This is a genomic window from Nonomuraea sp. NPDC004702, assembly GCF_053601695.1.
The window spans coordinates 238,515-261,872 of record NZ_JBSGCE010000006.1; the positions used below are offsets into that span (position 1 = coordinate 238,515).

The following is a 23,358-nucleotide window of genomic DNA, read 5'->3' on the forward strand; positions in this document are numbered from 1 at the left end:
GGGACGTCAGTGACCACCACCGTTCAGCACGAAGGGCTGCGCGCCCCCGGCAGCGGGCCCTCCGACCCCGACTCCGTGACCAGGAAGAAGATGCAGTTCTGGGACCGGAGCAAGTTCCTCGTCGCGCTGGTCCTGGCCTACCTGATCCTCACCTGGAAGGTGATGGCCGACTGGACGGGCGTCGTGACCTTCCCCGAGGCGGCCTGGAAGATCGGCTACGAGTACCAGTGGATCTTCTGGCTGCTCGGCGCCGAGGCCCTGCGGCAACTGCACTTCCTGGTCAGCGAGCACTGGTCGGGCTACCACCGGTTCTGGAGCCAGAAGGTCTTCGGCGGGTTCGAGCGGTGGACGCACCGGCGCTTCGACGACTGGACCAGGTACCGCATCTCCAGAGCCCTGAAGATCGCCTTCTTCGTCACGCTGACCGCGCTCGTGGCGGGGGCGGTGCTGGACGTCAGCCCGTTCGTCGCCCTGTTGCAGGCGCCGACGCTGATCTGGCAGGCGCTGCCGTTCCTGCTGCAGATCGTCTTCCTGTTCTTCTTCGTCATCATCCAGTTCGTCGGCCTGTTCTGGTTCCTGTCCAGGGGCGGCGTGGAGACGTACTTCCCCGACGACATCAAGACCCGCTTCGCCGACGTCTGGGGACAGGACCACGTGGTCGAGCGGGTCCAGGAGAACATCGTCTTCCTGGAGCGGCCCGACGAGATCGAGCGGCGCGGCGGGTACGTGCCCAGCGGCCTGCTGCTGTGGGGCCCGCCGGGCACCGGCAAGACGCTGATGGCCGAGGCCGTGGCCGGCGAGACCGGCAAGCCGTACGTGTTCGTGGATCCGGGAGCCTTCACGAACATGTTCATGGGCGTCGGCATCCTGAAGGTCAAGGGCCTGTTCAGGAAGCTGCGCAAGCTGGCGCTGCGGTACGGCGGCGTGATCGTCTTCTTCGACGAGGCCGACTCGCTCGGCAAGCGCGGCAAGCTGGCCCAGCAGGGTCCGCCCGGCCAGGGCGGCTTCTCGGCGCACACCGGCTTGTCCGGGCACTCAGGCTTGTCCGGGCACTCCGGCTTCACTGCGCACTCCGGCTGCCACGGGATGACGTACCTGTCGGAGGAGAGCCGCTCGGTGCTGGCCTACAAGGGCCGGCGGGAGGCCGCCGACCCGCCGGGCACCTGGCGCGAGCGCTTCTTCGCCGGCGGCGGCATGATGAACAGCGGCGACCCCGGCACCCTCCAGGCGCTGCTCACCGAGCTGTCCGGGCTCAAGAAGCCGCGCGGCTTCTTCAACCGGCTGGTCAGGCGGTTGCTCGGGATGCGGCCCAAGCCGCCGCCCAAATACCGCATCCTCGTCATGATGGCCACCAACCGGCCCGACGCGCTGGACGAGGCGCTGCTGCGGCCGGGCCGCATCGACCGCATCTACAAGGTCGGCTACCCGTCCAAGGCCGGACGGGTGCGGACGTACCAGGGCTATTTCGACAAGGTCGAGCACGAGCTCACCGGGGAGCAGATCGACAAGCTGGCCACGATCACGCCGTACGCGACCGGGGCCACGATCAAGGACCTGGTCAACGAGTCGCTGATCACCGCCATCCGCGACGGCCGGGAGGTCATCACCTGGTCGGACGTGCTGCGCGCCAAGCGGCTCAAGCAGCTCGGCCCGCCCGAGGACGTCGAGTACATCGAGCGCGAGCGGCACGCCGTGGCCGTGCACGAGGCGTGCCACGCCGTGGTGGCGTACGTGACCCGGTTCCATCTGGAGATCGACATCGCCACCATCGAGAAGGGCGCCGACTACCTGGGCATGGTCGCCTCGATCAAGCCCGAGGACCAGTTCACCCGCTGGAAGTCCGAGTACGAGGCCGACATCATGGTCTCCCTGGCCTCGCTGGCCGGCGAGCGCATGTTCTTCGGCGAGGACAACTCCTCCGGCGTCTCCGGCGACCTGCACGCGGCCACGTTCCTCACCGCGCTGATGGAGTCGTACTGGGGGATGGGCTCCGGCGTCACGTCGCTGCCCGCGCTCCAGGAGCTGGAGATCCACGGCGGCAAGGCCATGCGCGGCCGGGGCGGCGGGGGCGGCGGCATCGGCATCACCGAGCGCGAGCCGGTGCGCGCCGCGCCCGACCTGACCCCCGACGTGCTGGGCGAGCGCATCGAGTTCAACCTGGTGCGGCTGCTGGAGAAGACCGAGCGGCTGCTGGAGGAGCACCGCAGGCAGGTGCTGTGCCTGGCGCACGCCCTGGAGACGCACAAGACGCTCAACGGCGACGACGTGGTGGCCGTCATCCGCGGCGAGCGCGGACCGCTCGTGGACGGCACGATCTACGCCTCCGACGAGCTCTACGAGCAGCTGGAGGACTACCACCGCGACGCGGCCAGGGCGCACAAGGAGCACAGCCGCATCGATCGCGAGCTGCCCGGCCCGGTGGAGGAGGAGGCCGCGCCCCGGGCGGCCGCCTTCGCCGCCCCGGCCGCGGGCGCCGCCCCGGCCGCAGGCGCCGCCCCGGCCGTGGCGCAGGTGATCACGGCCGAGGTCACCCGGATCGACCAGGGCGTCGGGCAGGGCGTGGGGCAGGGTGTCGACCAGGGTGGTGATCGGCCCGAGTTCGTGCCGTGGGCGCCAGCCCCGCGGGCCGCCGCAATCCCGTCAGCAGTCCCATCAGCGGGCCCGTCAGTGGTCCAGGCGGTTCCGGCGGGGATTCCGGCCGCCGGCCCGCACGCGGGCTTCGGGCCGGTCCCCGGGGCGGTCGCCGAGGCCCGGCCGCGGCGGCGCGCCGGACGGGCCTGGCTGGTCGTGGCCAGCCTGCTCGGGCTGATCGCGCTGGCCCTGATCGCGGCGCTGGCGGTGACCGGCGCGGTGCCCGGCGCGGGCGCCGACGTCGCGGCGGCTCCCGCGCTCGCCTCGCCGGCCCTGCTGCTCCTGCTGTTCGTCGTGGTCGTCGGGGTGGTCGTGGGCGCCGGGCTCGCGTTCGTGGTGGTCAGGGGCGTACGGACGGCGCAGGTCAAGGCGGAACGCGAGCGCGACGAGGCCCACCGGCGGGCCCAGCTGCTGGCCGCGGCCATGGACCCGGACACCGCCATGCGGCTGCTCGGCTACGACGGCACCGGCAACGGCAACGGGACCCGGGCCGATGGGTGATCATATGGTCACTTAAAGTAAGGATGTATGAGCAAGGACGGCGTCGTACGCAGCCTGGTCCCCGCCCGCATGGACCGCCTGCCGTGGGCGCCGTTCCACACCCGGCTGGTGATCGCGCTCGGCGTGGCCTGGGTGCTCGACGGGCTGGAGATCACCATCGCCAGCAACGTCGGGGCGTTCCTGCAGCGCCCCGACACGCTCGGCTTCACCTCCGCCGAGGTGGGCCTGTCGGCCACCGTCTACCTGATCGGCCAGGTGGCCGGCGCGCTCTACTTCGGCTGGCTGTCCGACCGGCTCGGCCGCCGGAAGCTGTTCATCCTCACGCTCGGCATCTACCTGGTCGCCAGCGGCCTGACCGCCCTGTCGTGGGACCTGTGGAGCTTCCTGGTGCTGCGTTTCGTGGCCGGGGCGGGCATCGGCGGCGAGTACGCGGCCGTCAACTCCGCCATCGACGAGATGATCCCCTCCCACTACCGGGGCCACGTCGACCTGGCCATCAACGGCACCTACTGGCTGGGGTCGCTGCTGGCCACCTCGGCCACGTTCCTGCTGCTGCACCCGGGCGGGCCGCTGGACCCCGACTGGGCCTGGCGGCTCGGGTTCGCGGTCGGGCCGGTGATCGGCCTGGCCATCTGGGGGCTGCGCCGGCACCTGCCGGAGAGCCCGCGCTGGCTGATGACGCACGGCCGCGAGGAGGAGGCCGAGCTGGTCGTCGCCCGCATCGAGCGGGAGGTCGAGCGGGAGGACCGGGTCAGGCTGGAGCCGGTGCCGCAGGAGCAGGCGCTGGAGATCGTCCCCGAGCATCACGCGCCGCTGTCGCAGGTCGCCAGGACGTTGTTCCGCACGTACCCGGAACGCTCGGTGCTGGGGGCGACGCTGATGATCTGCCAGTCGTTCCTCTACAACGCCGTGTTCTTCACCTACTCGCTGGTGCTGACGCACTTCTACGGCGTCCCGGCGGGCTCGGTGCCGCAGTACATGTTCGCCTTCGCGGCCGGGAACCTGCTCGGGCCGCTGCTGCTGGGCAGGCTGTTCGACACCGTCGGGCGCAGGCAGATGATCTCGGCCACGTACATCACCTCGGGGCTGCTGCTGGCGGTGACCGGGTGGCTGTTCAAGGAGGGGATGCTGACGGCGGTCACGCAGACCGTGCTCTGGTCGGTGATCTTCTTCATCGCCTCGGCGGCGGCCAGCTCGGCGTACCTGACCGTGAGCGAGATCTTCCCGATCGAGCTGCGGGCCCAGGCCATCGCCATCTTCTTCGCGCTCGGGCAGGTCGCGGGCGCGTTCGGGCCGACGGTCTTCGCCTCGCTCATCGGCGACCAGCGCAACCCCGACCCCACCCGGCTGTTCTACGGCTACTGCTTCGGCGCCGGGATGATGGTGGCGGCCGGACTGGTGGAGATCGTCTTCGGGGTGAAGGCCGAGCGCACGCCGCTGGAGCACATCGCGGCCCCGCTGACCTCCCGCCAGGCCACCCCTACCTAGCCGGGCCCTGCCCGCCCTGGTGCCCGTCCTGCTGCCCGTCCTGCTGCCCGGCCTGGTGCTCGGCGTGCGCCCGCGCCACCAGGGCGGCCAGCCGCTCGTCCCGGGCGACGCCGGCGCGCTGCCGCTCCGGCAGCTCGCCCAGCCGCGCCTCGGCCGCGAGCAGGTCGCGGTAGACCTCCTCGCGCCGCGCCGGGTCCTTCTCCACGTCCAGGTAGTCCTGGGCGTGCCGGCGGACGGCCGACACCACGTTCTGCGCCCGGCCGCGGGGGCTGGCCAGCGAGGCGGCCACGGTGACCAGCAGCACGCCGACGATCACCGACAGGGACAGCCCGGTGCTGATCTCGGTGACGTTCACCGGCTCGCCGTCGTTGATGAACGGCACGTTGTTCTCGTGCAGTGCGTGCAGCCCGAGCTTGACGCCGATGAAGGCCAGGATGACCGCCAGCCCGTAGGCGAGGTAGATGAGCCGGTCGAGCAGGCCGTCGATGAGGAAGTAGAGCTGCCGCAGCCCCAGCAGGGAGAAGGCGGTGGCGGTGAAGACGAGGTAGACGTTCTGGGTGAGGCCGAAGATGGCCGGGATGGAGTCGAGCGCGAACAGCACGTCGGTGCCGGCCAGGGCGATCATCACCAGCAACATCGGCGTCATCACCCGGCGGCCGTCCACCACCGTGAACAGCCGGTCGCCGTCGTAGCTGTCGGTGGCGCGGAACAGCCCGCGGGCCAGGCGGACCATGATGTTGTCGGTGTGGCCCTCGCCGCCTTCGGGCCGCAGCAGGTTGCCCGCCGTGAGCAGCAGGATCAGGCTGAAGACGTAGAACACCCAGGCGAACGTCTCGATCATCGCGGCGCCGAGGAGGATGAACCCGGTCCTGGCGATCAGCGAGAAGACGATGCCGAACAGCAGGGCCTTCTGCTGGTCGGCGCGCGGCACCCGGAAGCTCGCCATGATGACGAGGAAGACGAACAGGTTGTCGACCGACAGCGCCTTCTCCGTCACGTACCCGGCGAAGTACTCCGCGCCCGGCTCGGCGCCGCCGAACGCCCACACGCCCACGCCGAACAGCAGGGCGATCCCGACGTACAGGGCCGACCAGACGGCCGCCTCGCGCAGCGCGGGGACGTGCGCCTGCCGTACGTGGAAGAAGAAGTCGAACAGCAGCAGGCCGGCGATCCCCAGGATCGTCAGCCACCACACGGGCGCGGACACGTCCACGAACGCTCCTCGGGCTAGAGGCGGATCTCCAGGCGGCCGACGGGCTCGGCCAGTTCCGCCTCCTCGTAGGCGAAGTGCGAGGCCAGGGCCTGCGAGAGCCGTTCGACGCCGGCCCGGACCCGGTCGATCCTGGCCGGGTCGGCGATCATCTCCGCGCACGCCCGGTCCAGGCGGTCCAGCAGCTCGGCGATGACCTCGTGCTCCTGCTCCAGCTTCTTGACCACCGGCTCCAGGGCGGGGTCGCGCTCGGTGAGGGCGGGGAAGGTGCTGCCGTGCTCGACGTCGTGGTGCACGGTCAGCAGGCGGCGGAAGGTCGCGCAGAACACGCCGAGCGTCCAGTGGTTCTGGCGCAGCGCGAGCCGGTCGCCGTCCTGGCGCGGGGCCGCGGTCTCGGCGGCGACCTGCTCGACCGCGTCCCTGACCTGGCGGAGCTGGGCGCGGTAGCCGTCGTGCACGTCCACCAGACGGCGGCCAAGCCGGGCCTGGTCGGCGGTCAGGGCGGCCGGGTCGCCGCCGGCCGTTCTGGGCCGGCCGGGCTCGTCCAGGTCGGGGATCGTCACCGGCCGGCGGACCGGCTCGGGCGCGGGCCGGCCGCGCTCCCTGGCCACGGCCGCCCGTACGGCGGGCGCCACCTCCTCGGCGAACACCCGCAGATCACGCTCGGCCTCCACCCCCGGGGCCAGCACGAACCCGCTCATGCCCGCCTCGAACACCAGCTCCGTGAGCTGCTCGGCCCACAGGGCGGCGGGCCCGTCGAGGAAGCCCGCGCCGGGCAGCGGCGACAGGCTGCCGCCGAGGTTGTAGACCTTGCGGATCGCCGCCGGGTCGCGCCCGGCATCCGCGGCGGCCGCGTCGAGGATCCTGGCCTGCGCGGTCACCGCCTCAGGTGGGCTGTGGAAGGACGAGGTCAGCCAGCCGTCGCCCGTGCGGCCGGTCAGCTCCAGCATCCGCCGCCCGGTCGCGCCGATCCAGATCCCGATCGGGTGCGGCGGGAACGGGCCGGGCCGCGCGCCCGCCAGCCGGTGGTGGCCGCCGGAGAAGGTCACCGGGTCGCCCGGCGTCCACAGCGCCCGGATGACGGTGATCGCCTCGGCCAGCGCCTCGATCGACTCGCCGGGGGAGAGCCGGGGGCCGCCCATGGCGGCGATGGCGTCCCACAGCGCGCCCGCGCCGAGCCCCAGCTCCACCCGGCCGCCGCTGAGGATGTCCAGCGAGGCGGCGGCCCTGGCCAGCACGGCGGGCGGTCGCAGCGGCAGGTTCGCCACGTCGGGCACCAGCCGGACGCGCTCGGTGCGCTGCGCGATGGTGGCCAGCAGGGTCCAGGAGTCGAGGAATCCCGCCTGGTAGGGGTGGTCCTGGACGCCGACCAGGTCCAGGCCGAGCCGGTCGGCGAGCTCGGCGTGCCGCAGGACCCGGTCGCCGTCCGCCGCCTCGGGCGCGAGCAGCGCGCCGAACCAGACATCCTCCATGATCATCATCCCCCGGCCTCGATCGTCGTGCGGCCGCCGTCCCCCGGACGGCCGACCTGCCCCAGCTAACCGCCTTTATTGGATTTACCCCCTAATAGCGGGATGGGTGGCGGCACGATTAACACGGCGTTCACATTCGGGCAAAAACCGGGAAATGGCCATCCATAAGACTCGGCGTGGCTGAGAGAAATCCCGAAAGGATCACCGTGAGCTACAAGGCTGAGTACATCTGGATCGACGGCACCGAGCCCACCGCTCTGCTGCGCTCGAAGACGAAGATCCTGGCCGACGGTGCCGAGCCTCCGGTCTGGGGCTTCGACGGCTCCAGCACCAACCAGGCCCAGGGCCACGCCTCCGACCGCGTGCTCCGCCCGGTGTTCACCTGCCCCGACCCGATCCGCGGCGGCGACAACGTGCTCGTGCTGTGCGAGGTCGAGGAGATCGACGGGACGCCCCACTCCAGCAACACCCGCGCCCTGCTGCGCCCGATCGCCGAGCGGTACGCCGACCAGGAGTCCTGGTTCGGCATCGAGCAGGAGTACACCTTCTTCAAGGGCAGCCGCCCGCTCGGCTTCCCCGAGGGCGGCTTCCCCGCCCCGCAGGGCCACTACTACTGCGGCGTGGGCGCCGAGGCCGTGTTCGGCCGCGACATCGTCGAGCTGCACCTCGACCGCTGCCTGGCGGCCGGCCTGGCCGTCTCCGGCATCAACGCCGAGGTCATGCCCGGCCAGTGGGAGTTCCAGATCGGCCCGGCCGGCCCCCTTGAGGTCTCCGACCACATGTGGGTCGCCCGTTACCTGCTCTACCGGACGGCCGAGGAGTTCGGCGTCGAGGCCACCCTCGACGCCAAGCCCGCCCGCGGCGACTGGAACGGCGCCGGCGCGCACACCAACTTCTCCACCAAGGCGATGCGCGAGAGCTACGACGCCATCATCACCGCGTGCGAGGCGCTCGGCGAGGGCGACAAGCCCATGGAGCACGTCTCCCAGTACGGCGCCGACATCGAGCTGCGCCTGACCGGCCACCACGAGACCGCCCCGTGGAACAAGTACACCTACGGCGTGTCCAACCGCGGCGCGTCCGTGCGCATCCCGTGGCAGGTCGAGGTGGACAAGAAGGGCTACATCGAGGACCGCCGCCCGAACGCCAACGTCGACCCGTACGTGGTCACCCGCCTGCTGGTGAACACCTGCTGCGAGGCCCTGGAGAAGGCCGGCCAGGTCTGATCCGTCCGCACACCTGAGAAGCCGCCCCCGGCCGGGGGCGGCTTCCTGCGTCTCAGATCCGGAACTCCAGGTCCGGGACGATCTCCGCCACGTCCATCTGGGCCTTCTGCAGCCGGCCCGAGAAGTCCCAGTTCATCGCCTGCCAGCGGGTGAACTGGTCGAGCACCCACATGCCCGACTGGCGGCTGCCGTTGCCCGACTTGCCGTTGCCGCCGAAGGGCAGGTGGGCCTCGGCGCCGGAGGTGGAGTTGTTGACGCTGACCATGCCGGCCGAGATGCCCTCGCGGAAGCGGAAGGCGTGCTTGGGGTTGGTCGTGTAGATCGAGCTCGACAGGCCGTAACCGGGGCGGTTGGCCAGCTCGACGGCCTCGTCCAGGGTGGAAAAGGTGGTCACGCCGACGATCGGGCCGAACGTCTCCTCCAGGAACAGCCGGTCGTCGGGCCGCACGCCGTCGACGATGACCGGGTGGTAGTAGAGGCCGCCGTCGCCGTCGAAGTCGCCGCGCGGGTTGTCCTCGGTGATCCTGCCCGTGCTGCCCGAGACGACCTCGTGGTGGGGCTGGATCCAGGTCAGGTACTCCTCGTACCGGTCGGCGAACTTCTGGTCGAGCAGCGGGCCGGCCAGCACGTCCTGCTCGGGGTCGCCGATCCTGGCCGCCGCGGCCGCCCGCGCGAACCGCTCGACGAACTCGTCGTGCACGCTCTCGTGCACGATGACCGTGCCCAGGCTGGTGCAGCGCTGGCCGGCGGTGCCGAAGCCGGAGAACAGCGCGCCCTCGACGGCCAGGTCGAGGTCGGCGTCCGGCATGATCACCATCGGGTTCTTGCCGCCGAGCTCCAGGCATGCCGACTGCAGGTGGCGCCCGGCCAGCTCGCCGACCTTCCTGCCGACCTCGCTCGACCCGGTGAAGCCGACCTTGTGCACGCTGCCCTCCTCCAGGGCCAGCTCCAGCCCCGCGAAGGTCTGCGCGCCGTCGGCGAAGACCACGTTGAGCACCCCGTCGGGCAGCCCCGAGGCGGCGAACAGCCGGTACATGGCCTCGGCGGAGGCGGCGGCGTACTCGGCGGGCTTCCACACCACGGCGTTGCCGCACAGCAGCGCGGGCACGAGATACCAGGACGGCACGGCCACGGGGAAGTTGCCCGCCGTGATCACCGCGGCGACCCCGACCGGGTTGCGGAAGGTGAACAGGTTCTTGTCCGGCATCTCCGACGGAACGGTCTGCCCGTAGAGCCGGCGGCCCTCGCCCAGGAAGAAGTCACAGGTGTCGACGATCTCCCGCACCTCGCCCAGCGCCTCGGCGTACGGCTTGCCGATCTCCCGGGTGACCAGGCGGGCCAGGCTCTCGGCGTTGGCCTCGACCAGCCGCCCGATGGAGGCGATCACCCGGCCGCGCACCGGCGGCGGCACCTTGGCCCACTCGCGCTGGGCCTCCTTGGCGGTGCGGCAGGCGGCGGCGAACGCGGCGGCGTCGGCCAGGCCGACCCGGGCCACGACCTCGCCGGGGCGGGCGGGATTGGTCGACTCGTACACGCTCTCGCCGGTGGTGTCCTTCCCACCCACGATTGACACGATCTGACGGCTCACCGGTGGCCTCCTCGTAGTTCCTCCGGACAGACAATCATCTCGCCGGAAAAAACCCAAGAATCCCGTCAGCGTGCGGTTCAGCGCGGGCTGCCGAGCACCTCGCGGATCACGTGCCGGGCGTTGGCCGCCATGGCCGGGTTGGTGTCCTTGTAGTAGGGGAGCTGGATGAGCGCCATGGACAGGGCCCGGCCACGGCCGCGCGCCCAGGTGGCGTCGTCGGCGCCGAGCGCGGCCCGGAAGACCTCGCGGGCGGCGGGCGGCAGCAGGTTCCAGGCCGGGATCAGGTCGCAGGCCGGGTCGCCGGCGCCGGCCGTGCCCCAGTCGATGACCCCGCTCAGCCGGCCGTCGCGGACCAGCAGGTTGCCCGGCATCAGGTCGGCGTGCACCCAGACGGGCCCGCCCTGCCATGCGGGCGCGCTCAGCGCGTCCTTCCAGGCGGCCGTGGCGGCGGCGGTGTCGATCATGCCGTCGAGCTCGCCGATCGCGGCCCGGGTGGCCTCGTCGAGGCGGGACAGCGGGCCGCCCCGGTAGGCGTCGGGCGCTCCGGCGGGCTCGACCTCGCGCAGCGCGGCGACGAACGCCGCCAGATCGGCGGCCAGCGCCTCCGCGTCCCCGGAGAGCGCCCCGGCCTCCGGGTTGTCGCCGTCCAGCCACCGGCACACCGACCACGGCCAGGGGAACCCCTCACCCGGCTGGCCCTGGCCGAGCACCGCGGGGATCGGGACGGGCAGCGCGGGGGCCAGCAGCGGCAACCACCGCCCCTCCCTGGCGACGTCGCCGACGCCCTGCCTGACGCGCGGCAGGCGGACGGCCAGGTCGTCGCCGAGCCGGAAGACCGCGTTGACGGTGCCGGAGGAGGGGAAACGGCGCAGCGGGAGCCCGGCCCACCGCGGGAACTGCGCGGCCAGCAGCCGCCGGACGAGGGCCTCGTCGATGTCGGCCTCGTCCGCGTGCATTTTGCCGCCCATGCGCGTCCCCTCCGGTCCGTACGATCCGCGGGGGCCATGTCAGCGGACCGGGGGCGGGCGCGTCAAGTCGATATCGCGGCCCTCACCACGACCTGGTCGGCACCGGGCCGCCGTCGCCGAGCTCGTGCCGGGCGTCGCTGGACAGCCGGCCGGCCAGGTCGGCCAGCGCCCGCGCGACGGCCAGCTCGTCCCCGACCTCGGGCATGGACGGGTCGGCGGGGTTGCGGCGGGCGTGGCCCGCCCCTTCGACCCGCGTGCCGTCCGGGACGGTCAGGACCGCCCGCGCCGAGGTGTCGTCGCCGTCCTCGGCGAGGCTGATCCGGACCGTCCACTCCTTGGCTTCCATGGCTCGCCTCCTCCCGCGTACGGCTGCCCGGACACACGGCGGTAAACCGCACGGCCCGGCTACGGGCGGCGCGGGCGGCGCCACCGGTCGTTGGCGCGGATCCAGGCCGCGTCCCAGTCGGCGTACCTGCGCCGGTCCAGCAGCCGGCGCAGCGCCGCGACGGCCCCCAGCACCAGCAGGAAGGCCAGCACCTGGACGAACGCCGCCATGCCCACGCCACGCAGGACCACGTCGGTGCGGCTCGGCGGCGGCGTCGTGGGGTCGCCCTCGCCGTCGATCCACAGCGGGACGGTCTGGCCCACCCGCGTGCCGGCCGGCACCTGCACCTGCCCGGTCCTGGCCACCCCCGCCGGGGTGGTCCAGCTCGCCGGGACCATGGTGGTCGCCGCCTCGCCGAACGACGGCCGCACGGGCCGCGGCTCCCGCAGCGTCGTCGCGGTCACCTGTTGCCGGAAGCCGGGGCCCACGCGCGCCTCGCGCAGGCCGCCCTCGTAGGTGACCCGGCCGGCCAGCACGGCCGGCCAGACGCTCAGCAGGACGAGGAGCACCGCCACCGCCAGCCCGGCGCTCTCCAGCCGGTCGGAGCGGCGGCGCAACGGGTTGCGGTCCGGCCGGTGCCTGCGGATCCGCAACATCGCGGCGTTCATGACGGCCCTCATCGCGCACCTCCCACGGTCACCTTTCCTCCTTCCCGCAGAAACGGCCGGTAGCCCGCCCGCGGGCCGCCGCCGCGCAGGTCAGCTCCAGGGCGCCGTCGGGTACCAGATGAGGTCGCGGCGAGCCAGGATCCGGACGTCCCAGTACAGAAGGGTGAAGACCCCGGCCACGACGAGTGCCGCGCCGGTGACGAGGGCCAGGCGGGTCGGGGTGGCGGTCAGCCAGCGGTGCGCGCGGCCCCCGGTGGCCAGGGCGAGCAGCACGAACAGGACCGACATGACGACGATGTTGCCGGCCGACTGCAGCATGAACGCCAGCGCGCCGTACAGGGGGTTGTGGCTCTCGGCGGCGTCCCTGAAGAGCTGGCGGAACAGCGGGAACGGGCGGCCGATCAGGAAGCCGCCGATCAGCGCGCCCATGACGGCCATGCGGGCCCTCGGGTGGCGGGCCAGCGGGTCGGGCAGGTAGCCGAGCGCGGCCAGGCCCAGGTAGAGGAAGGCCAGCCCGATCAGCCCGAACGTGACCATCGCCTGGATCAGGCCGGGGGACAGGGCGCCCGGCGCGGGCCTGGCCGTGGCGAACTGCGGCATGGCGGTGCCCACGATCCCCACCACGACGCCGTACGCGCCGGACACGGCCAGCGCGCCGGCCGCCAGCCAGCCGAGCGGGCGCAGCGTCCCGCGGATCCGTTCGCCGACCGACGGCCTGGCCCCGACCAGGGGCGCGACCGCGCCGAGCGCGGCGATGTTGCAGGCGGTGAACGAGCCCGCCAGGCCGGAGGCGAAGGCGAACACGATGCCGGAGAGCGTCCCGGCGATGGGGGTGGCGTCGGCGTCGCGGCCGAGCATCGTGTCGGCGACCGTCGAGCCGATCGTCTGGTCCACGAACTCGGCCGACCACACCACGGTCAGCAGGAATCCCGCCAGGGCGCTGAGCAGCAGCACGAGTCCGCGGCGGCGGGCGGGGGCGGAGTCGACGGCGGGGGTCGCGGCGAGGGGCAGGGGCATGGTGGTTCCCCTTCTCGTCCAGCGGGAGGCGGCGCCCGCGCACGGGCGGACGCCGGGCGTCCCGGGGGGGTGAACGTGTACACGCCGTGCAAGTTCTGTGACGACGGCCTGGACGTGATCAGGGCAGGGCGCCAGGCCGGACAAGGCCGGTTGGTGGGAACTCCGAACGGGATATTGCCACGTTTAGCACGAAATTCCGGGTAGTTAAAGGCGCCGCCCACCCCTGCAGGGAGGTCACACCCTCCTGATCCGCACGCCGTCCCCGTTGACGACCCGCTGCGTGTGCCCCAGATGGACGGTGAGCCCAGGCATCCCGGCCAGCGGGCTCACGTCGAGGTCGGGACGCGAGAGGAACAGGCTCAGGCTGCGGAGCCGAGGAAGCGCGGCGAGCGGCGACAGGTCGGTCACGCCGGGACACAGGGCCAGGGTCAGGGAGGAGAGCCGCGTCTGCCCGCGCAGCGGGGTGAGATCCGTCAGGGTCGGGCAGTGGCGCAGGCGCAGGCGGGTCAGGGAGAACCCGGCGAGCGGCGCGAGGTCGAGCCCGCCGACCCCGTCGAGGGACACCTCCGTGACGGCCTGGCAGGTCCGGGCGGCGGCGTCGAGGCAGGCGCCGGCCTCCGCGACGCCGTCCAGCCACAACCGCTGCAGCGCCCGCATCCCGGACAGCACCGAGCCGGGCAGCGGCAGGCCCTCGCGCCTGACGTGCAGCGACTCCAGCTCGTCCTGCCGGGAGAGCGGCGCGTGCCAGGAGTCCCGATCGTCGTCGAGCAGGTCGATGAGGAGATCGTTCAGGCGGGGCAGCCGGTCGAGGAAGGCCGGATCGTCGAGCCGGACGCCCCACAGCCGCAGGGTGCGCAGATGCCGCGACTTGTCCAGGCAGGCCACGTCCACGGCCCGCGGCTCGTTGTAGAAGTACAGGCCGAGATGGGTCAGCCGGGGCAGCGACTCCACCCCGTCCAGGGACTGGACCTGAGCGTCCTGCAGGCTCAGCGACTCCGTCTGCGGCAGGTCGCGGAGGAACCGCAGGTCGGCGAGGGGAGTGGGCACGGTGACGCGCACGTCCGCCGCCTTCAGCAGGCAGGCGCTGCGCAGATGGCGGGCGCTGGAGAAGGTGACGTCCTCCATGTCGGCCAGGACGCGACGGGCGTAGACGTCGGCGTCGAAGTACTCCCAGCCCTGGCGGAGCTGCTCCCGTACCTGCCAGCGCGGGTCGGCGGCGTAGCCGGCCAGGCGGTCCAGGGCCTCCGGGCCGTTGATCAGGAACGTCGTGCGGACCGTCCACGCCGCGCGCCGCTCCGGCAGGGCCGTCAGGTCGCGGGGCAGGCGGCGCAGGATCTCCTCGCCCGCCGCCGCCAGCAGGGTCGCCTCCTCCTCCGTACGCGGCGGGATCACCTCCGCCAGGCACGCCTCCACCCGGTCGCGCAGCCCCGCCGGGATCTCCTGGACGGTCTCCAGGCACGCGGCCACCAGCAGCCGCAGCCGGCGGGCGTGCTTGCCGCCCTGGTCGGCCCGGTCCAGCAGGCCGCGCAGCAGCTCACCGCGCAGCCGACCGTTCGCGTGCCCGGCGGCCATCACCACGACCTCGCGCCACTGGTCCAGGTGGGCCCGCTCGACCGCGGCCTCGACGTCCTCGTCCTCCACGAGCTGCCCGGCGGCCAGGTACTCCTGCACGGTCCGGTGCGCGAAGTCGATCCGGCCGGGCACCGGCTCACGCAGCACGCCGCTCCTGCGCAGCAGGTGTTCCAGCACGTCGGAGGCGGTGTGCGAGACGCGGGTCATCGAGGCGAGCTTCTGCTCGACCCGGCGCAGCGCGGTCGACTTCGACAGCTCGGAACGGCCCATCGACACCAGCCGCCAGGCCAGGTCGCGCAGGATCCACACCTTCTGGTCGGGGTCGAGGGACACGTCGTCGTCGATCCGCCGCTCGGCGTCGCGGCGTTCCAGCAGCAGGCTGAGCACGGCGTCGTAGAAGCCCATCCGGCTGCGCGGCAGCTGGGTGCGGCGGTCGAGGTTGAGCGCGCACAACATGGCGGCCAGCAGCGGGGTCGAGGCGACCACGCCCAGGTGCGGATTGGACTCCATGCGGGCCAGCAGGGCGACCTCGTAGCCCTCCAGCTCGCCGGGCTCGCACGGCAGGCTCGGGCAGTCGCGCATCGCGACGTGCCACTGGCGGATCAGCTCCCGCTGGTCGTCGGGCGTCATCGGCTCCAGCGTGGACGCCGCGAACCCCTCGTCGGCCAGCCAGCGGGCGTCGGCGGCGGTCGGGCGCGAGGTCACCACGACGCGCAGGCCCGGATAGGCCGCCAGCAGCCGCGACAACCACTCCCGCACGGCCGGCCGGTGCCGGACGAGCAGCTCGTCCACCCCGTCGACCAGCAGCAGGCCGCGGCCGGAGTCCAGCACGCGCTCCACCCAGCCGCGCGGCATGCGCCCGGCGACCTCCCGCGCGACGTCGTCGAGGAAGGCGGCGGGCGCGGGCAGCCGTCCCGACGAATGGCTCCTCAGCTTGATCATCAGCGGCACGCAGCCGTTCCAGGCGGCCAGATCGCCCGAGAAGCCGCCGCGCGCGGCGGTCACCGCGAGCCAGCGCAGCAACGTGCTCTTGCCCGAACCCGCGTCGCCGCGCAGCAGCGTGAGCCGGGCGCGGCCGAGCGCCGACTCGATGCGCTCGGCGCCGCGCTCGGCGGGATGCCCGCCGGTGAGCGCGGCGATCGACAGCCGCTCCGGCGCGCGCCGCCCGCGCTCGCCGGAGGAGACGTTGAGGCTGATGTAGGCCATGCTCAGCGACGTGCGCGGGCGGTAGGACTCCACCCGGACGCCGAACAGCTCGACCTCGTCGAGGGTGCGGCTGGCGAAGCCGAGGTAGAGGCGTTCGAACGCGGCGTCGTCCTGGGTGCCCTCGGGGGCCTCCAGCGTGCGCTGCGGCAGCCTGGCGAGCAGCCGTTCCACGCCCTCGGCCAGGCCGCTCAGCCTGCCCAGCGTCTCGGTGGCGGCGCGCGGCACGTACTGGGGGAGCTGCCGCATCAGGCCGACCAGGCAGTCGACGGACTCGGCGAGCAGCACGGCGTACAGGCGGTCCTCGGCCTCCCCGAGGCGCGGTTCCGGGAGGGCGGCCAGGATGCGCTCGGCGAGCTTGGCGGGGTCGGCGTCGGACTCGAACAGCGCCTCGTCCGACAGGTCGGCTGCGCGCAGCGCGGCCACCGTCTCCAGCAGGACGGCGGCCCGCGCGGACTCGTCCAGCCCGCGGAACTCCTGCTCGATGAGGCGCGACAGCCGCCCCTCGACGGCCAGCGCGATGCCCTGGAGCTGGTTGTCGATCTTGCGAGGCGCCAGCCGGTCGCGAAAGCCGCTCTGGACCAGGTCCTTCAGCTCACTCGTCCGGTCTTTGCGCGCGGCCCGCACGGCCAGCCATTCGCGCATGGCGCGCTCCGCGACGCTCTTCCCAGCGGCGGTCAGGGCCGCCTCGATGCCCGGCATGCCTTCTATATAAGACGATCTTTACGATCACGCGGTGAAATCGGCGAAGTCGAACCCCGGCGACACGACGCAGCTCACCAGCACCGCCTCGTCACCCGCCGGGCGCGCGGACTGCCACACGCCGCCGGGCACGACCGCCTGCGGCACCTGCCCCCGCTCGACCAGCGGGCCCAGGACGACGTCGCGGTCCCCCACGGTCAGGCTCAGCGGGCCGCCCCGGTGCCACAACCACACCTCGTCGGACCTGACGACGTGCGGGACGGACTCCTCGCCCGGCTGGAGCAGGAAGTAGATGCCTGTGGCGCTCGCGCGCGGCCCCGGATAGCCGTCGGGCCGGACCGTGACGGGCGAGCGCCAGGTCTCGCGGTACCAGCCGCCCTCCGGATGGGGGAGCAGGTCGAGCGCGGCGGCCACGGGCGGCCGCTCGGCGAAGGCGACGGGCGCGCCGGTGACGTCGCGCCGCAGGAAACGGGTGCCGTCGAGGACGGCCTGGCCGTCGAGCGCGGCGGCCAGCGCCAGGGCGGCGGCCTCGTCGGCGACCTCGGTGGGCGCGCCGTCGGGATAGATCCTCAGCTCCACATGGCCGATCTTACGAGGGCCGGGGCGCGCCGGGACCGCGTCCGGCGGACGGGCCGCCCGCCGCGCGAACTGTCGGTCGGCCTGGCTAGTCTGCGGCAGGTGATCGAACGGTGGAGCCTTGATCAGGTGCTCGCCCTCGCCCCCGACGCGTCGTCCAGGAAGGCGGCTCAGGGGGTGGCCGCGGCGGGCAAGTGGTCCTCGCGCGGCACGACGGGCAGCGTCCTCTACGGCGAGTGCGCGGGCAGCGGGTCCAAGCCCTACCTGGCGTGCGTCGACCTGACCGAGCCCGCCTACCGGTGCAGCTGCCCCAGCCGCAAGTTCCCCTGCAAACACGCGCTGGGCCTGCTGCTGCTGTGGTCGGCCGACGGCGTGCCCGCCGAGGAGGCCGCGCCGCAGTGGGTCACCGAGTGGCTCGACGGCCGCGCCGAGCGCGCCGCCAGGTCCGCGGCCCGCGCCGAGACCTCCCGCGACGATGCCGCCGCGCCCACCACTGGGGCTGGGGCTGGGGCGGCGGGCGTGGGGAAGGCGGAGTCGGTGCGGCAGGCGCGGGTGGGGGCCGGGCTGGCGGAGCTGGAGCGGTGGCTGGCCGACCAGATCCGCCAGGGCCTCGCGTCCTCCGCCGAGCACGACTGGGACGGCCTGGCCAAGCGCCTCATCGACGCCCAGGCCCCCGGCGTCGCCGGCCTGGTGTCCCGGCTGACCCAGGTGCGCGCGGAGGACGACTGGCCCGGCCGGCTCCTGGAGGAGTACGCGCTGATCAACCTGCTCGCCGTCGCCCACCGCCGCCGCGCCGAGCTGCCCGCCGCCCTGGCCGAGACCGTCCGCATCCGCACCGGTTTCCCGGTCACCCGGGAAGAGGTGCTGGCCGGGCCGGCGGTGCGCGACCACTGGCACGTGCTCGGCCGCCGCGACGACGAGCACGACCGGCTGACCGCCCGCCGCGTCTGGCTCAAGGGCCGCGCCACCGGCCGGGCGGCGCTGATCCTCTCCTTCGCCCCGCCCGGCCAGGCCCTCGACGCCTCGCTGGTCACGGGCACCACGATCGACGCCGACCTCGCCTTCTACCCCGGCGCCGCGCCCCTGCGCGCCCTCGTCGCCGCCCGCCACGACACCGACCCCCTTCCCGGCGAGGGCGCTCCGCCGGCCGGGGTGCCGGCCGGCGAGGCACTGGAGGAGGTGGCGCGGGTGCTGGCCGACGATCCCTGGACCGAGTCGTGGCCGCTCGTGCTGGCCGGCGTCGTCCCCGGCCGCGCGGCGGTCGGCGGGCTGCCGCTGCATCCCCGGGCCCGCGACCCCTGGCGGCTGATCGCCGTCTCCGGCGGCCGTCCCGTCACACTGGCCGCCGAATGGACCCCGCAGGGCCTGCGCCCGCTCACCACCTACGACGACGACGGAACGGCGGTGCTCCTGTGACCTGGGACGACCTGGCCTCGACGGCCCTGGTGGGCACCGACCGCAGGCCGTACCGGGGAGACCTGCTGGCGGACGCCGCCGTCGAGACGGCCCGGCGGCGCGCGGGCCGCGGCCCGGTCGAGGCCGCGCCGCCGCCACCCGCCCCCGACGAGGAGCTGCCCGCCGTGGGCAGGCGCGCGGCCGAGCGGCTGGTCCGGATCATGGGCGGCGACTACGACCGCCTGCTGCCCGAATGGCTGGCCGCGGCCGCCGCGACCGGCCGCAGGGTGCCCTGCGACGTGCTGCCCGACCTGCTCGAACGGGGCCGGCGCGACCGCTCGATCCGCGCCCACCTGGGCGTCCTGGCCGGGCGGCGCGGCCGCTGGCTGGCCGGCCTCAACCCGGCGTGGGGCTACCTGCTGGAGGAGCCCACCGGCGAGACCTGGGAGCTCGGCGGCCCCGCCGACCGCCGCGCCCACCTGCGCGCCCTGCGCGCCGCCGACCCCGCCGCGGCCAGGGAGCTGCTGGAGAGCACCTGGGAGCGGGAGACGCCCGACGACCGGGCCGAGTTCGTCGAGCTGCTGGCCGACGGGCTCGCCATGGGCGACGAGCCGTTCCTGGAGGCCGCGCTCGACGACCGCCGCCGGGAGGTCCGCCAGGCCGCCGCCAACCTGCTGACCCGGCTGCCCGGCTCCCGCCTGTCCAGGCGCATGGCCGAGCGGGCCCGCGCCTGCGTGTCGATCTCCGGCTCCGCCATCGCCGTCGAGGCGCCCCTGGAGTGCGACCGGGCGATGGAGCGCGACGGCGTGCGTCCCAAGCCGCCGCGCGGCATCGGCGAGCGGGCCTGGTGGCTGCAGCAGATCCTGGCCCGCGCCCCGCTGGGCTTCTGGGGCCGGCCGCCGTCCGCGCTGCTGAAGATGCGCATCCCCGACTGGGACGCCGAGGTGAAGGCCGCCTGGGTCCGGGCCGCGGTGCTGCAGAAGGACCCCGAGTGGGCGCGCGCGATGTTCGGCTGGGACCCGATCGCCGACCTGCTCGAAGCGCTCCCGCCCGCCGAGCAGCAGGAGCTCGCCGCGGGCTTCGTCCAGAAGCACGACCTCGACAGCCAGTTGATCATGGTGCTCGGCGGCGTCTCGTCCCATTGGCGGGAGGGCCTGGCCACGGCCGTCCTGCACAAGATCGTCAAGGTGGCGGCCGTCCAGCCGTGGAACCTCGGCGAGCTGGTCAAGCTGGCGGGCGAGCACATCGACCCCGCGCTGTTCCCGCTGGCCGAGAGCTACTCGCCGGTGGCGCCGATCCAGCAGGTCGCCGCCCTCCTGCGTTTCCGTGCCGACATGTACAAGGAGCTCGCATGACCGTCCTGCGTCCCCACGCCGAAGACCAGTACGCCGAGGAACTGGCCTACCTGGCCAAGGACGACGACCGCCCCCGGCCCCCCGGCTGGAAGTTGTCGCCGTGGGCGGTGACCCGCTACATCCTGGGCGACGACGACCGAGTCACCCCCAAATACGTCGGCGCCCGCCGCATCGTCGAGGTCGCCGTGGCCACGCTCGCGACCGACCGCGCGCTGCTGCTGCTCGGCGTGCCCGGGACGGCCAAGACGTGGTTGTCGGAGCATCTGGCCGCCGCCGTCAGCGGCGACTCGACGCTGCTCGTCCAGGGCACCGCGGGCACCGCCGAGGAGGCCGTCCGGTACGGCTGGAACTACGCCAGGCTGCTGGCCGAGGGCCCCTCGTTCGAGGCGCTGACCCCCTCGCCGGTCATGCGGGCCATGGCCGAGGGGCGGGTCGCCCGCGTCGAGGAGCTGACCCGCATGCCCTCCGACGTCCAGGACGCGCTGATCACCGTCCTGTCGGAGAAGACGCTGCCGATCCCCGAGCTCAACCGCGAGGTCCAGGCCGAGCGCGGCTTCAACGTCATCGCCACCGCCAACGACCGCGACCGGGGCGTCAACGAGCTGTCCAGCGCCCTGCGCCGCCGGTTCAACACCGTCGTGCTGCCCGTGCCCGCCAGCGCCGAGGAGGAGGTGCACATCGTCGCCCGCCGCGTCACCCAGCTCGGCCGCTCGCTGGAGCTGCCGGAGACCTCCACCGGCCTGGCCGAGATCAGGCGCGTGGTGACCGTCTTCCGCGAGCTGCGCGCCGGCGTCACCGAGGACGGCCGCACCAAGGTCAAGTCGCCGAGCGGCACCCTGTCCACCGCCGAGGCGATCTCGGTGCTCACCAGCGGCATCGCGCTGGCCGCCCACTTCGGCGACGGCGTGCTGCGGCCCTCCGACGTCGCGGCCGGAATCGTCGGCGCGGTGGTGCAGGAGCCGGTCTCCGACCGGGTGGTGTGGCGCGAGTACCTGGAGACCGTGGTGCGCGAGCGTCCCGACTGGCGCGACTTCTACCGCGCCTGCCGCGAGGTGTCATGAGCGCCGTCTCCGTGCTGGGCGTGCGCCACCACGGCCCCGGCTCGGCCCGCGCGCTGCGGCGCGAGCTCGAACGCCTGCGCCCCGACGCGATCCTCGTCGAGGGGCCGCCGGAGGCCGACGCGATCGTGGCGCTCGCCCCCGACCTGGAGCCGCCGGTCGCGCTGCTCGCGCACGTGCCCGGCGCGCCGGCCAGGCCCGCGTTCTGGCCGTTCGCGCAGTTCTCGCCCGAATGGCAGGCGATCCTGTACGGCGTCGCGGCCGGCGTCCCGGTGCGCTTCTGCGACCTGCCCGCCGCCCACTCCCTGGCCGACGACGATGAACACGACGAGGAGCACGACGAGACCGGCGACGGGCTGCGGGCCGACCCGATCGGCGCGCTGGCCGCCGCGGCCGGGCACGACGACCCGGAACGCTGGTGGGAGGACGTCGTCGAGCACCGCGGCGACACCCCCTTCGAGGTGATCGCCGAGGCCATGGCCGCCGTGCGCGAGGGCCACGTGCCGGCCGGCCGGGAGGCCAGGCGCGAGGCGTACATGCGCAAGGCGCTGCGGGCCGCGATCAAGGAGGGGTTCGGCACGATCGCGGTGGTCTGCGGCGCCTGGCACGTGCCCGCGCTCGCCGGGCCGCTGCCCCCGGCCGCCGCCGACAACGCGCTGCTGCGCGGCCTGCCGAAGGTGAAGGCCGAGCTGACGTGGGTGCCCTGGACGTACGGGCGGCTGGCCTCCTGGAGCGGCTACGGCGCGGGCATCACCTCGCCGGGCTGGTACCACCACCTGTTCACCGCCCCCGACCGGCCGGTCGAGCGCTGGCTCACCGAGGCCGCCGCCGTGCTGCGCGAGGAGGGGCTGCCGGTCTCCTCCGCGCACGTCATCGAGTCCGTCCGGCTGGCCGACACCCTGGCCGGGCTGCGCGGCAGGCCGCTGGCCGGGCTGGGCGAGGTGACCGAGGCGGCCAGGGCGGTGCTGTGCGAGGGCGACGACCTGGCCGTCGAGCTGATCCAGCGGCGGATGGTGGTCGGCGACCGGCTCGGCCACGTCACCGACGGCACCCCGATGGTCCCGCTCCAGCGCGACCTGCGCGAGCAGCGGCGGCGGCTGAAGCTGCGGCCCGAGGCCCTCGACCGGGAGCTCGACCTCGACCTGCGCAAGCCGCTCGACCTGGAGCGCAGCCACCTGCTGCACCGGCTGCGGCTGCTGGAGGTGGGCTGGGGCACGCCGGGGCAGGCGCGCGGCAAGGGCACGTTCCGCGAGTCCTGGACGTTGCAGTGGCGGCCCGAGCACGACCTCGCGCTCATCGAGCACGCCGCCCTCGGCACCACCGTCGCCGCCGCGGCCGCGCGGCGCGCCCACGACCTGGCCGGGGCCGCGTCGGCGGCGCTCGCCGACCTGACCGCGCTGGTGGAGCAGTGCCTGCTGGCCGACCTGCCGCAGGCGCTGCCCGGCGTGCTGGCCGCGCTGTCGGCCAAGGCGGCGCTGGACACCGACGTCACCCAGCTGATGGCGGCGCTGCCCGCGATGGTCCGCGCCCACCGGTACGGCGACGTGCGCGGCACCTCGGCCGAGGGGCTGGCGGTGATCGTGCGCTCGATGCTCGACCGGATCTGCGTCGGGCTGCCGGTCGCGGTCACCGCGCTCGACGACGACGCGGCGGCCGAGCTGCTCAAACACGTCGACGCCGTGCACGCCGCCGTCGCCCTGCTCACCGAACCCCCCACCGCCCCGCCGCCGCCCATGGCGGCCGACGGGGCCGACGGGGCCGGGGCCGACGCCGCCGGGGCGGACGGCGGCGGCGACGCGGCGGACGCGGACGGCGAGGGTCCCGCGGCGGAGGTGGACGGCGGCGGTGGCGCGGCGGACGCGGACGGCGGCGGTGGCGCGGCGGACGCGGACGGCGAGGGCGGGGCGGGCGGTTCGCCGCGGGCCCGGTGGCTGGGCACCTTGCGGGGCATCGCCGACCGGCAGGACCTGCACGGGCTCATCGAGGGCCGGCTCACCCGCGTCCTGCTCGACTGCGGCGAGCTCGCCGACGCGGGCGACCGCATGTCCAGGGCCATGTCCCGGGGGCAGACCCCGGTCAGGGCGGCGGCCTGGGTCGAGGGGTTCCTGTCCGGCGGCGGCCTGCTCCTGGTGCACGACCCGCGCCTGCTGGGCCTGATCGACGCCTGGCTGACCGCGCTGCCCGCCGACCAGTTCACCGACGTGCTGCCGCTGCTGCGCCGCACGTTCGGCGGCTTCGCCGTGCCGGAGCGGCGGGCCGTCGGCGAGCGGGTGAGCGCGGCGGGCCGCGCAGGCGGCACCGGCGGCACCGGTGACGGGAACGAGCCGGACATCGACGAGCGGCGCGCGGCGGGAGCCGTGGCGACCGTGCTGGCGATCATCGGGAGAGACCGTGGATGAGCGC

16 protein-coding genes are annotated in these 23,358 nt (G+C 73.9%); 7 read left to right on the forward strand and 9 right to left on the reverse strand.

Annotated elements, in window-relative coordinates; translation table 11 throughout:
- Window positions 1-9: 9 nt before the first annotated feature.
- Together ACWEJ6_RS11200 and ACWEJ6_RS11205 are read left to right on the forward strand one after the other, a co-directional pair.
- Window positions 10-3,132: an AAA family ATPase gene (locus tag ACWEJ6_RS11200; protein ID WP_452423039.1), complete on the forward strand. Its 3,123-nt coding sequence runs from the start codon at window positions 10-12 to the stop codon at window positions 3,130-3,132.
- A gap of 27 nt (window positions 3,133-3,159) precedes the next feature.
- Window positions 3,160-4,620, forward strand: a complete 1,461-nt coding sequence (locus ACWEJ6_RS11205) for an MFS transporter (RefSeq protein WP_358285027.1) — start codon at window positions 3,160-3,162, stop codon at window positions 4,618-4,620.
- Here ACWEJ6_RS11205 and ACWEJ6_RS11210 read toward each other — a convergent pair.
- Together ACWEJ6_RS11210 and ACWEJ6_RS11215 are read right to left on the reverse strand one after the other, a co-directional pair.
- Window positions 4,613-5,833 carry a TerC family protein gene (locus ACWEJ6_RS11210; RefSeq protein WP_452423041.1) on the reverse strand — a complete coding sequence of 407 codons (1,221 nt, stop codon included), beginning with the start codon at window positions 5,831-5,833 and terminating at the stop codon, window positions 4,613-4,615. The two genes, ACWEJ6_RS11205 and ACWEJ6_RS11210, sit on opposite strands and share 8 nt — an antisense overlap.
- Window positions 5,834-5,847: 14 nt before the next feature.
- Window positions 5,848-7,302, reverse strand: a complete 1,455-nt coding sequence (locus ACWEJ6_RS11215; protein ID WP_452423043.1) for an LLM class flavin-dependent oxidoreductase — start codon at window positions 7,300-7,302, stop codon at window positions 5,848-5,850.
- Between the two features lie 206 nt (window positions 7,303-7,508).
- Between ACWEJ6_RS11215 and glnII the strand changes: the two genes are divergently transcribed.
- Entirely contained in the window at window positions 7,509-8,528 is a 1,020-nt protein-coding gene (gene glnII, locus ACWEJ6_RS11220; RefSeq protein WP_352357156.1) for a glutamine synthetase, read from the forward strand.
- Between the two features lie 52 nt (window positions 8,529-8,580).
- Here the strand turns inward: glnII and ACWEJ6_RS11225 are convergent, their stop codons facing one another.
- The 7 genes from ACWEJ6_RS11225 to ACWEJ6_RS11255 form a co-directional block, all read right to left on the reverse strand.
- Complete coding sequence (locus tag ACWEJ6_RS11225) at window positions 8,581-10,092, reverse strand: aldehyde dehydrogenase family protein (protein ID WP_452423045.1); 1,512 nt, start codon at window positions 10,090-10,092, stop codon at window positions 8,581-8,583.
- Between the two features lie 101 nt (window positions 10,093-10,193).
- Window positions 10,194-11,084, reverse strand: a complete 891-nt coding sequence (locus ACWEJ6_RS11230) for an aminoglycoside phosphotransferase family protein (RefSeq protein WP_452423047.1) — start codon at window positions 11,082-11,084, stop codon at window positions 10,194-10,196.
- 82 nt (window positions 11,085-11,166) lie between these two features.
- Complete coding sequence (locus ACWEJ6_RS11235) at window positions 11,167-11,430, reverse strand: DUF1876 domain-containing protein (RefSeq protein ID WP_452423049.1); 264 nt, start codon at window positions 11,428-11,430, stop codon at window positions 11,167-11,169.
- Between the two features lie 59 nt (window positions 11,431-11,489).
- A complete protein-coding gene (locus ACWEJ6_RS11240; protein ID WP_364328144.1) occupies window positions 11,490-12,089 on the reverse strand; it encodes an Rv1733c family protein in 600 nt (199 codons plus the stop codon).
- 78 nt (window positions 12,090-12,167) lie between these two features.
- Window positions 12,168-13,094 (reverse strand): hypothetical protein, encoded by a 927-nt coding sequence (locus ACWEJ6_RS11245; protein ID WP_452423052.1) that lies wholly within the window; start codon window positions 13,092-13,094, stop codon window positions 12,168-12,170.
- Window positions 13,095-13,328: 234 nt separating this feature from the next.
- Entirely contained in the window at window positions 13,329-16,571 is a 3,243-nt protein-coding gene (locus ACWEJ6_RS11250) for an NACHT domain-containing protein (RefSeq protein WP_452423054.1), read from the reverse strand.
- A 27-nt stretch (window positions 16,572-16,598) separates the two neighbouring features.
- Window positions 16,599-17,150: a cupin domain-containing protein gene (locus tag ACWEJ6_RS11255; protein WP_358285045.1), complete on the reverse strand. Its 552-nt coding sequence runs from the start codon at window positions 17,148-17,150 to the stop codon at window positions 16,599-16,601.
- Between ACWEJ6_RS11255 and ACWEJ6_RS11260 the strand changes: the two genes are divergently transcribed.
- From ACWEJ6_RS11260 to ACWEJ6_RS11275, 4 genes are read left to right on the forward strand one after another with little or no spacing between them, the layout of a single operon-like run.
- Window positions 17,151-18,563 carry an SWIM zinc finger family protein gene (locus ACWEJ6_RS11260; protein ID WP_452423056.1) on the forward strand — a complete coding sequence of 471 codons (1,413 nt, stop codon included), beginning with the start codon at window positions 17,151-17,153 and terminating at the stop codon, window positions 18,561-18,563.
- Window positions 18,560-19,897: a DUF5691 domain-containing protein gene (locus ACWEJ6_RS11265; RefSeq protein ID WP_387664292.1), complete on the forward strand. Its 1,338-nt coding sequence runs from the start codon at window positions 18,560-18,562 to the stop codon at window positions 19,895-19,897. The genes ACWEJ6_RS11260 and ACWEJ6_RS11265 overlap by 4 nt, the downstream gene beginning before the upstream one ends.
- On the forward strand, window positions 19,894-20,958 hold the full coding sequence (locus tag ACWEJ6_RS11270) for an ATP-binding protein (protein ID WP_352323438.1): 1,065 nt from the start codon (window positions 19,894-19,896) through the stop codon (window positions 20,956-20,958). Before ACWEJ6_RS11265 ends, ACWEJ6_RS11270 begins: the two co-directional genes overlap by 4 nt.
- Window positions 20,955-23,354 carry a DUF5682 family protein gene (locus ACWEJ6_RS11275; protein ID WP_452423059.1) on the forward strand — a complete coding sequence of 800 codons (2,400 nt, stop codon included), beginning with the start codon at window positions 20,955-20,957 and terminating at the stop codon, window positions 23,352-23,354. Before ACWEJ6_RS11270 ends, ACWEJ6_RS11275 begins: the two co-directional genes overlap by 4 nt.
- Window positions 23,355-23,358 lie beyond the last annotated feature (4 nt).

Coding starts and splice junctions, on each gene's coding strand:
- ACWEJ6_RS11205 (WP_358285027.1), top strand. CDS start 3,160: ATGAGCAAGGACGGCGTCGTACGCAGCCTGGTCCCCGCCCGCATGGAC.
- ACWEJ6_RS11215 (WP_452423043.1), bottom strand. CDS start 7,302: ATGGAGGATGTCTGGTTCGGCGCGCTGCTCGCGCCCGAGGCGGCGGAC.
- ACWEJ6_RS11230 (WP_452423047.1), bottom strand. CDS start 11,084: ATGGGCGGCAAAATGCACGCGGACGAGGCCGACATCGACGAGGCCCTC.
- ACWEJ6_RS11235 (WP_452423049.1), bottom strand. CDS start 11,430: ATGGAAGCCAAGGAGTGGACGGTCCGGATCAGCCTCGCCGAGGACGGC.
- ACWEJ6_RS11240 (WP_364328144.1), bottom strand. CDS start 12,089: ATGAGGGCCGTCATGAACGCCGCGATGTTGCGGATCCGCAGGCACCGG.
- ACWEJ6_RS11245 (WP_452423052.1), bottom strand. CDS start 13,094: ATGCCCCTGCCCCTCGCCGCGACCCCCGCCGTCGACTCCGCCCCCGCC.
- ACWEJ6_RS11250 (WP_452423054.1), bottom strand. CDS start 16,571: ATGCCGGGCATCGAGGCGGCCCTGACCGCCGCTGGGAAGAGCGTCGCG.
- ACWEJ6_RS11260 (WP_452423056.1), top strand. CDS start 17,151: ATGGCCGATCTTACGAGGGCCGGGGCGCGCCGGGACCGCGTCCGGCGG.
- ACWEJ6_RS11270 (WP_352323438.1), top strand. CDS start 19,894: ATGACCGTCCTGCGTCCCCACGCCGAAGACCAGTACGCCGAGGAACTG.
- ACWEJ6_RS11275 (WP_452423059.1), top strand. CDS start 20,955: ATGAGCGCCGTCTCCGTGCTGGGCGTGCGCCACCACGGCCCCGGCTCG.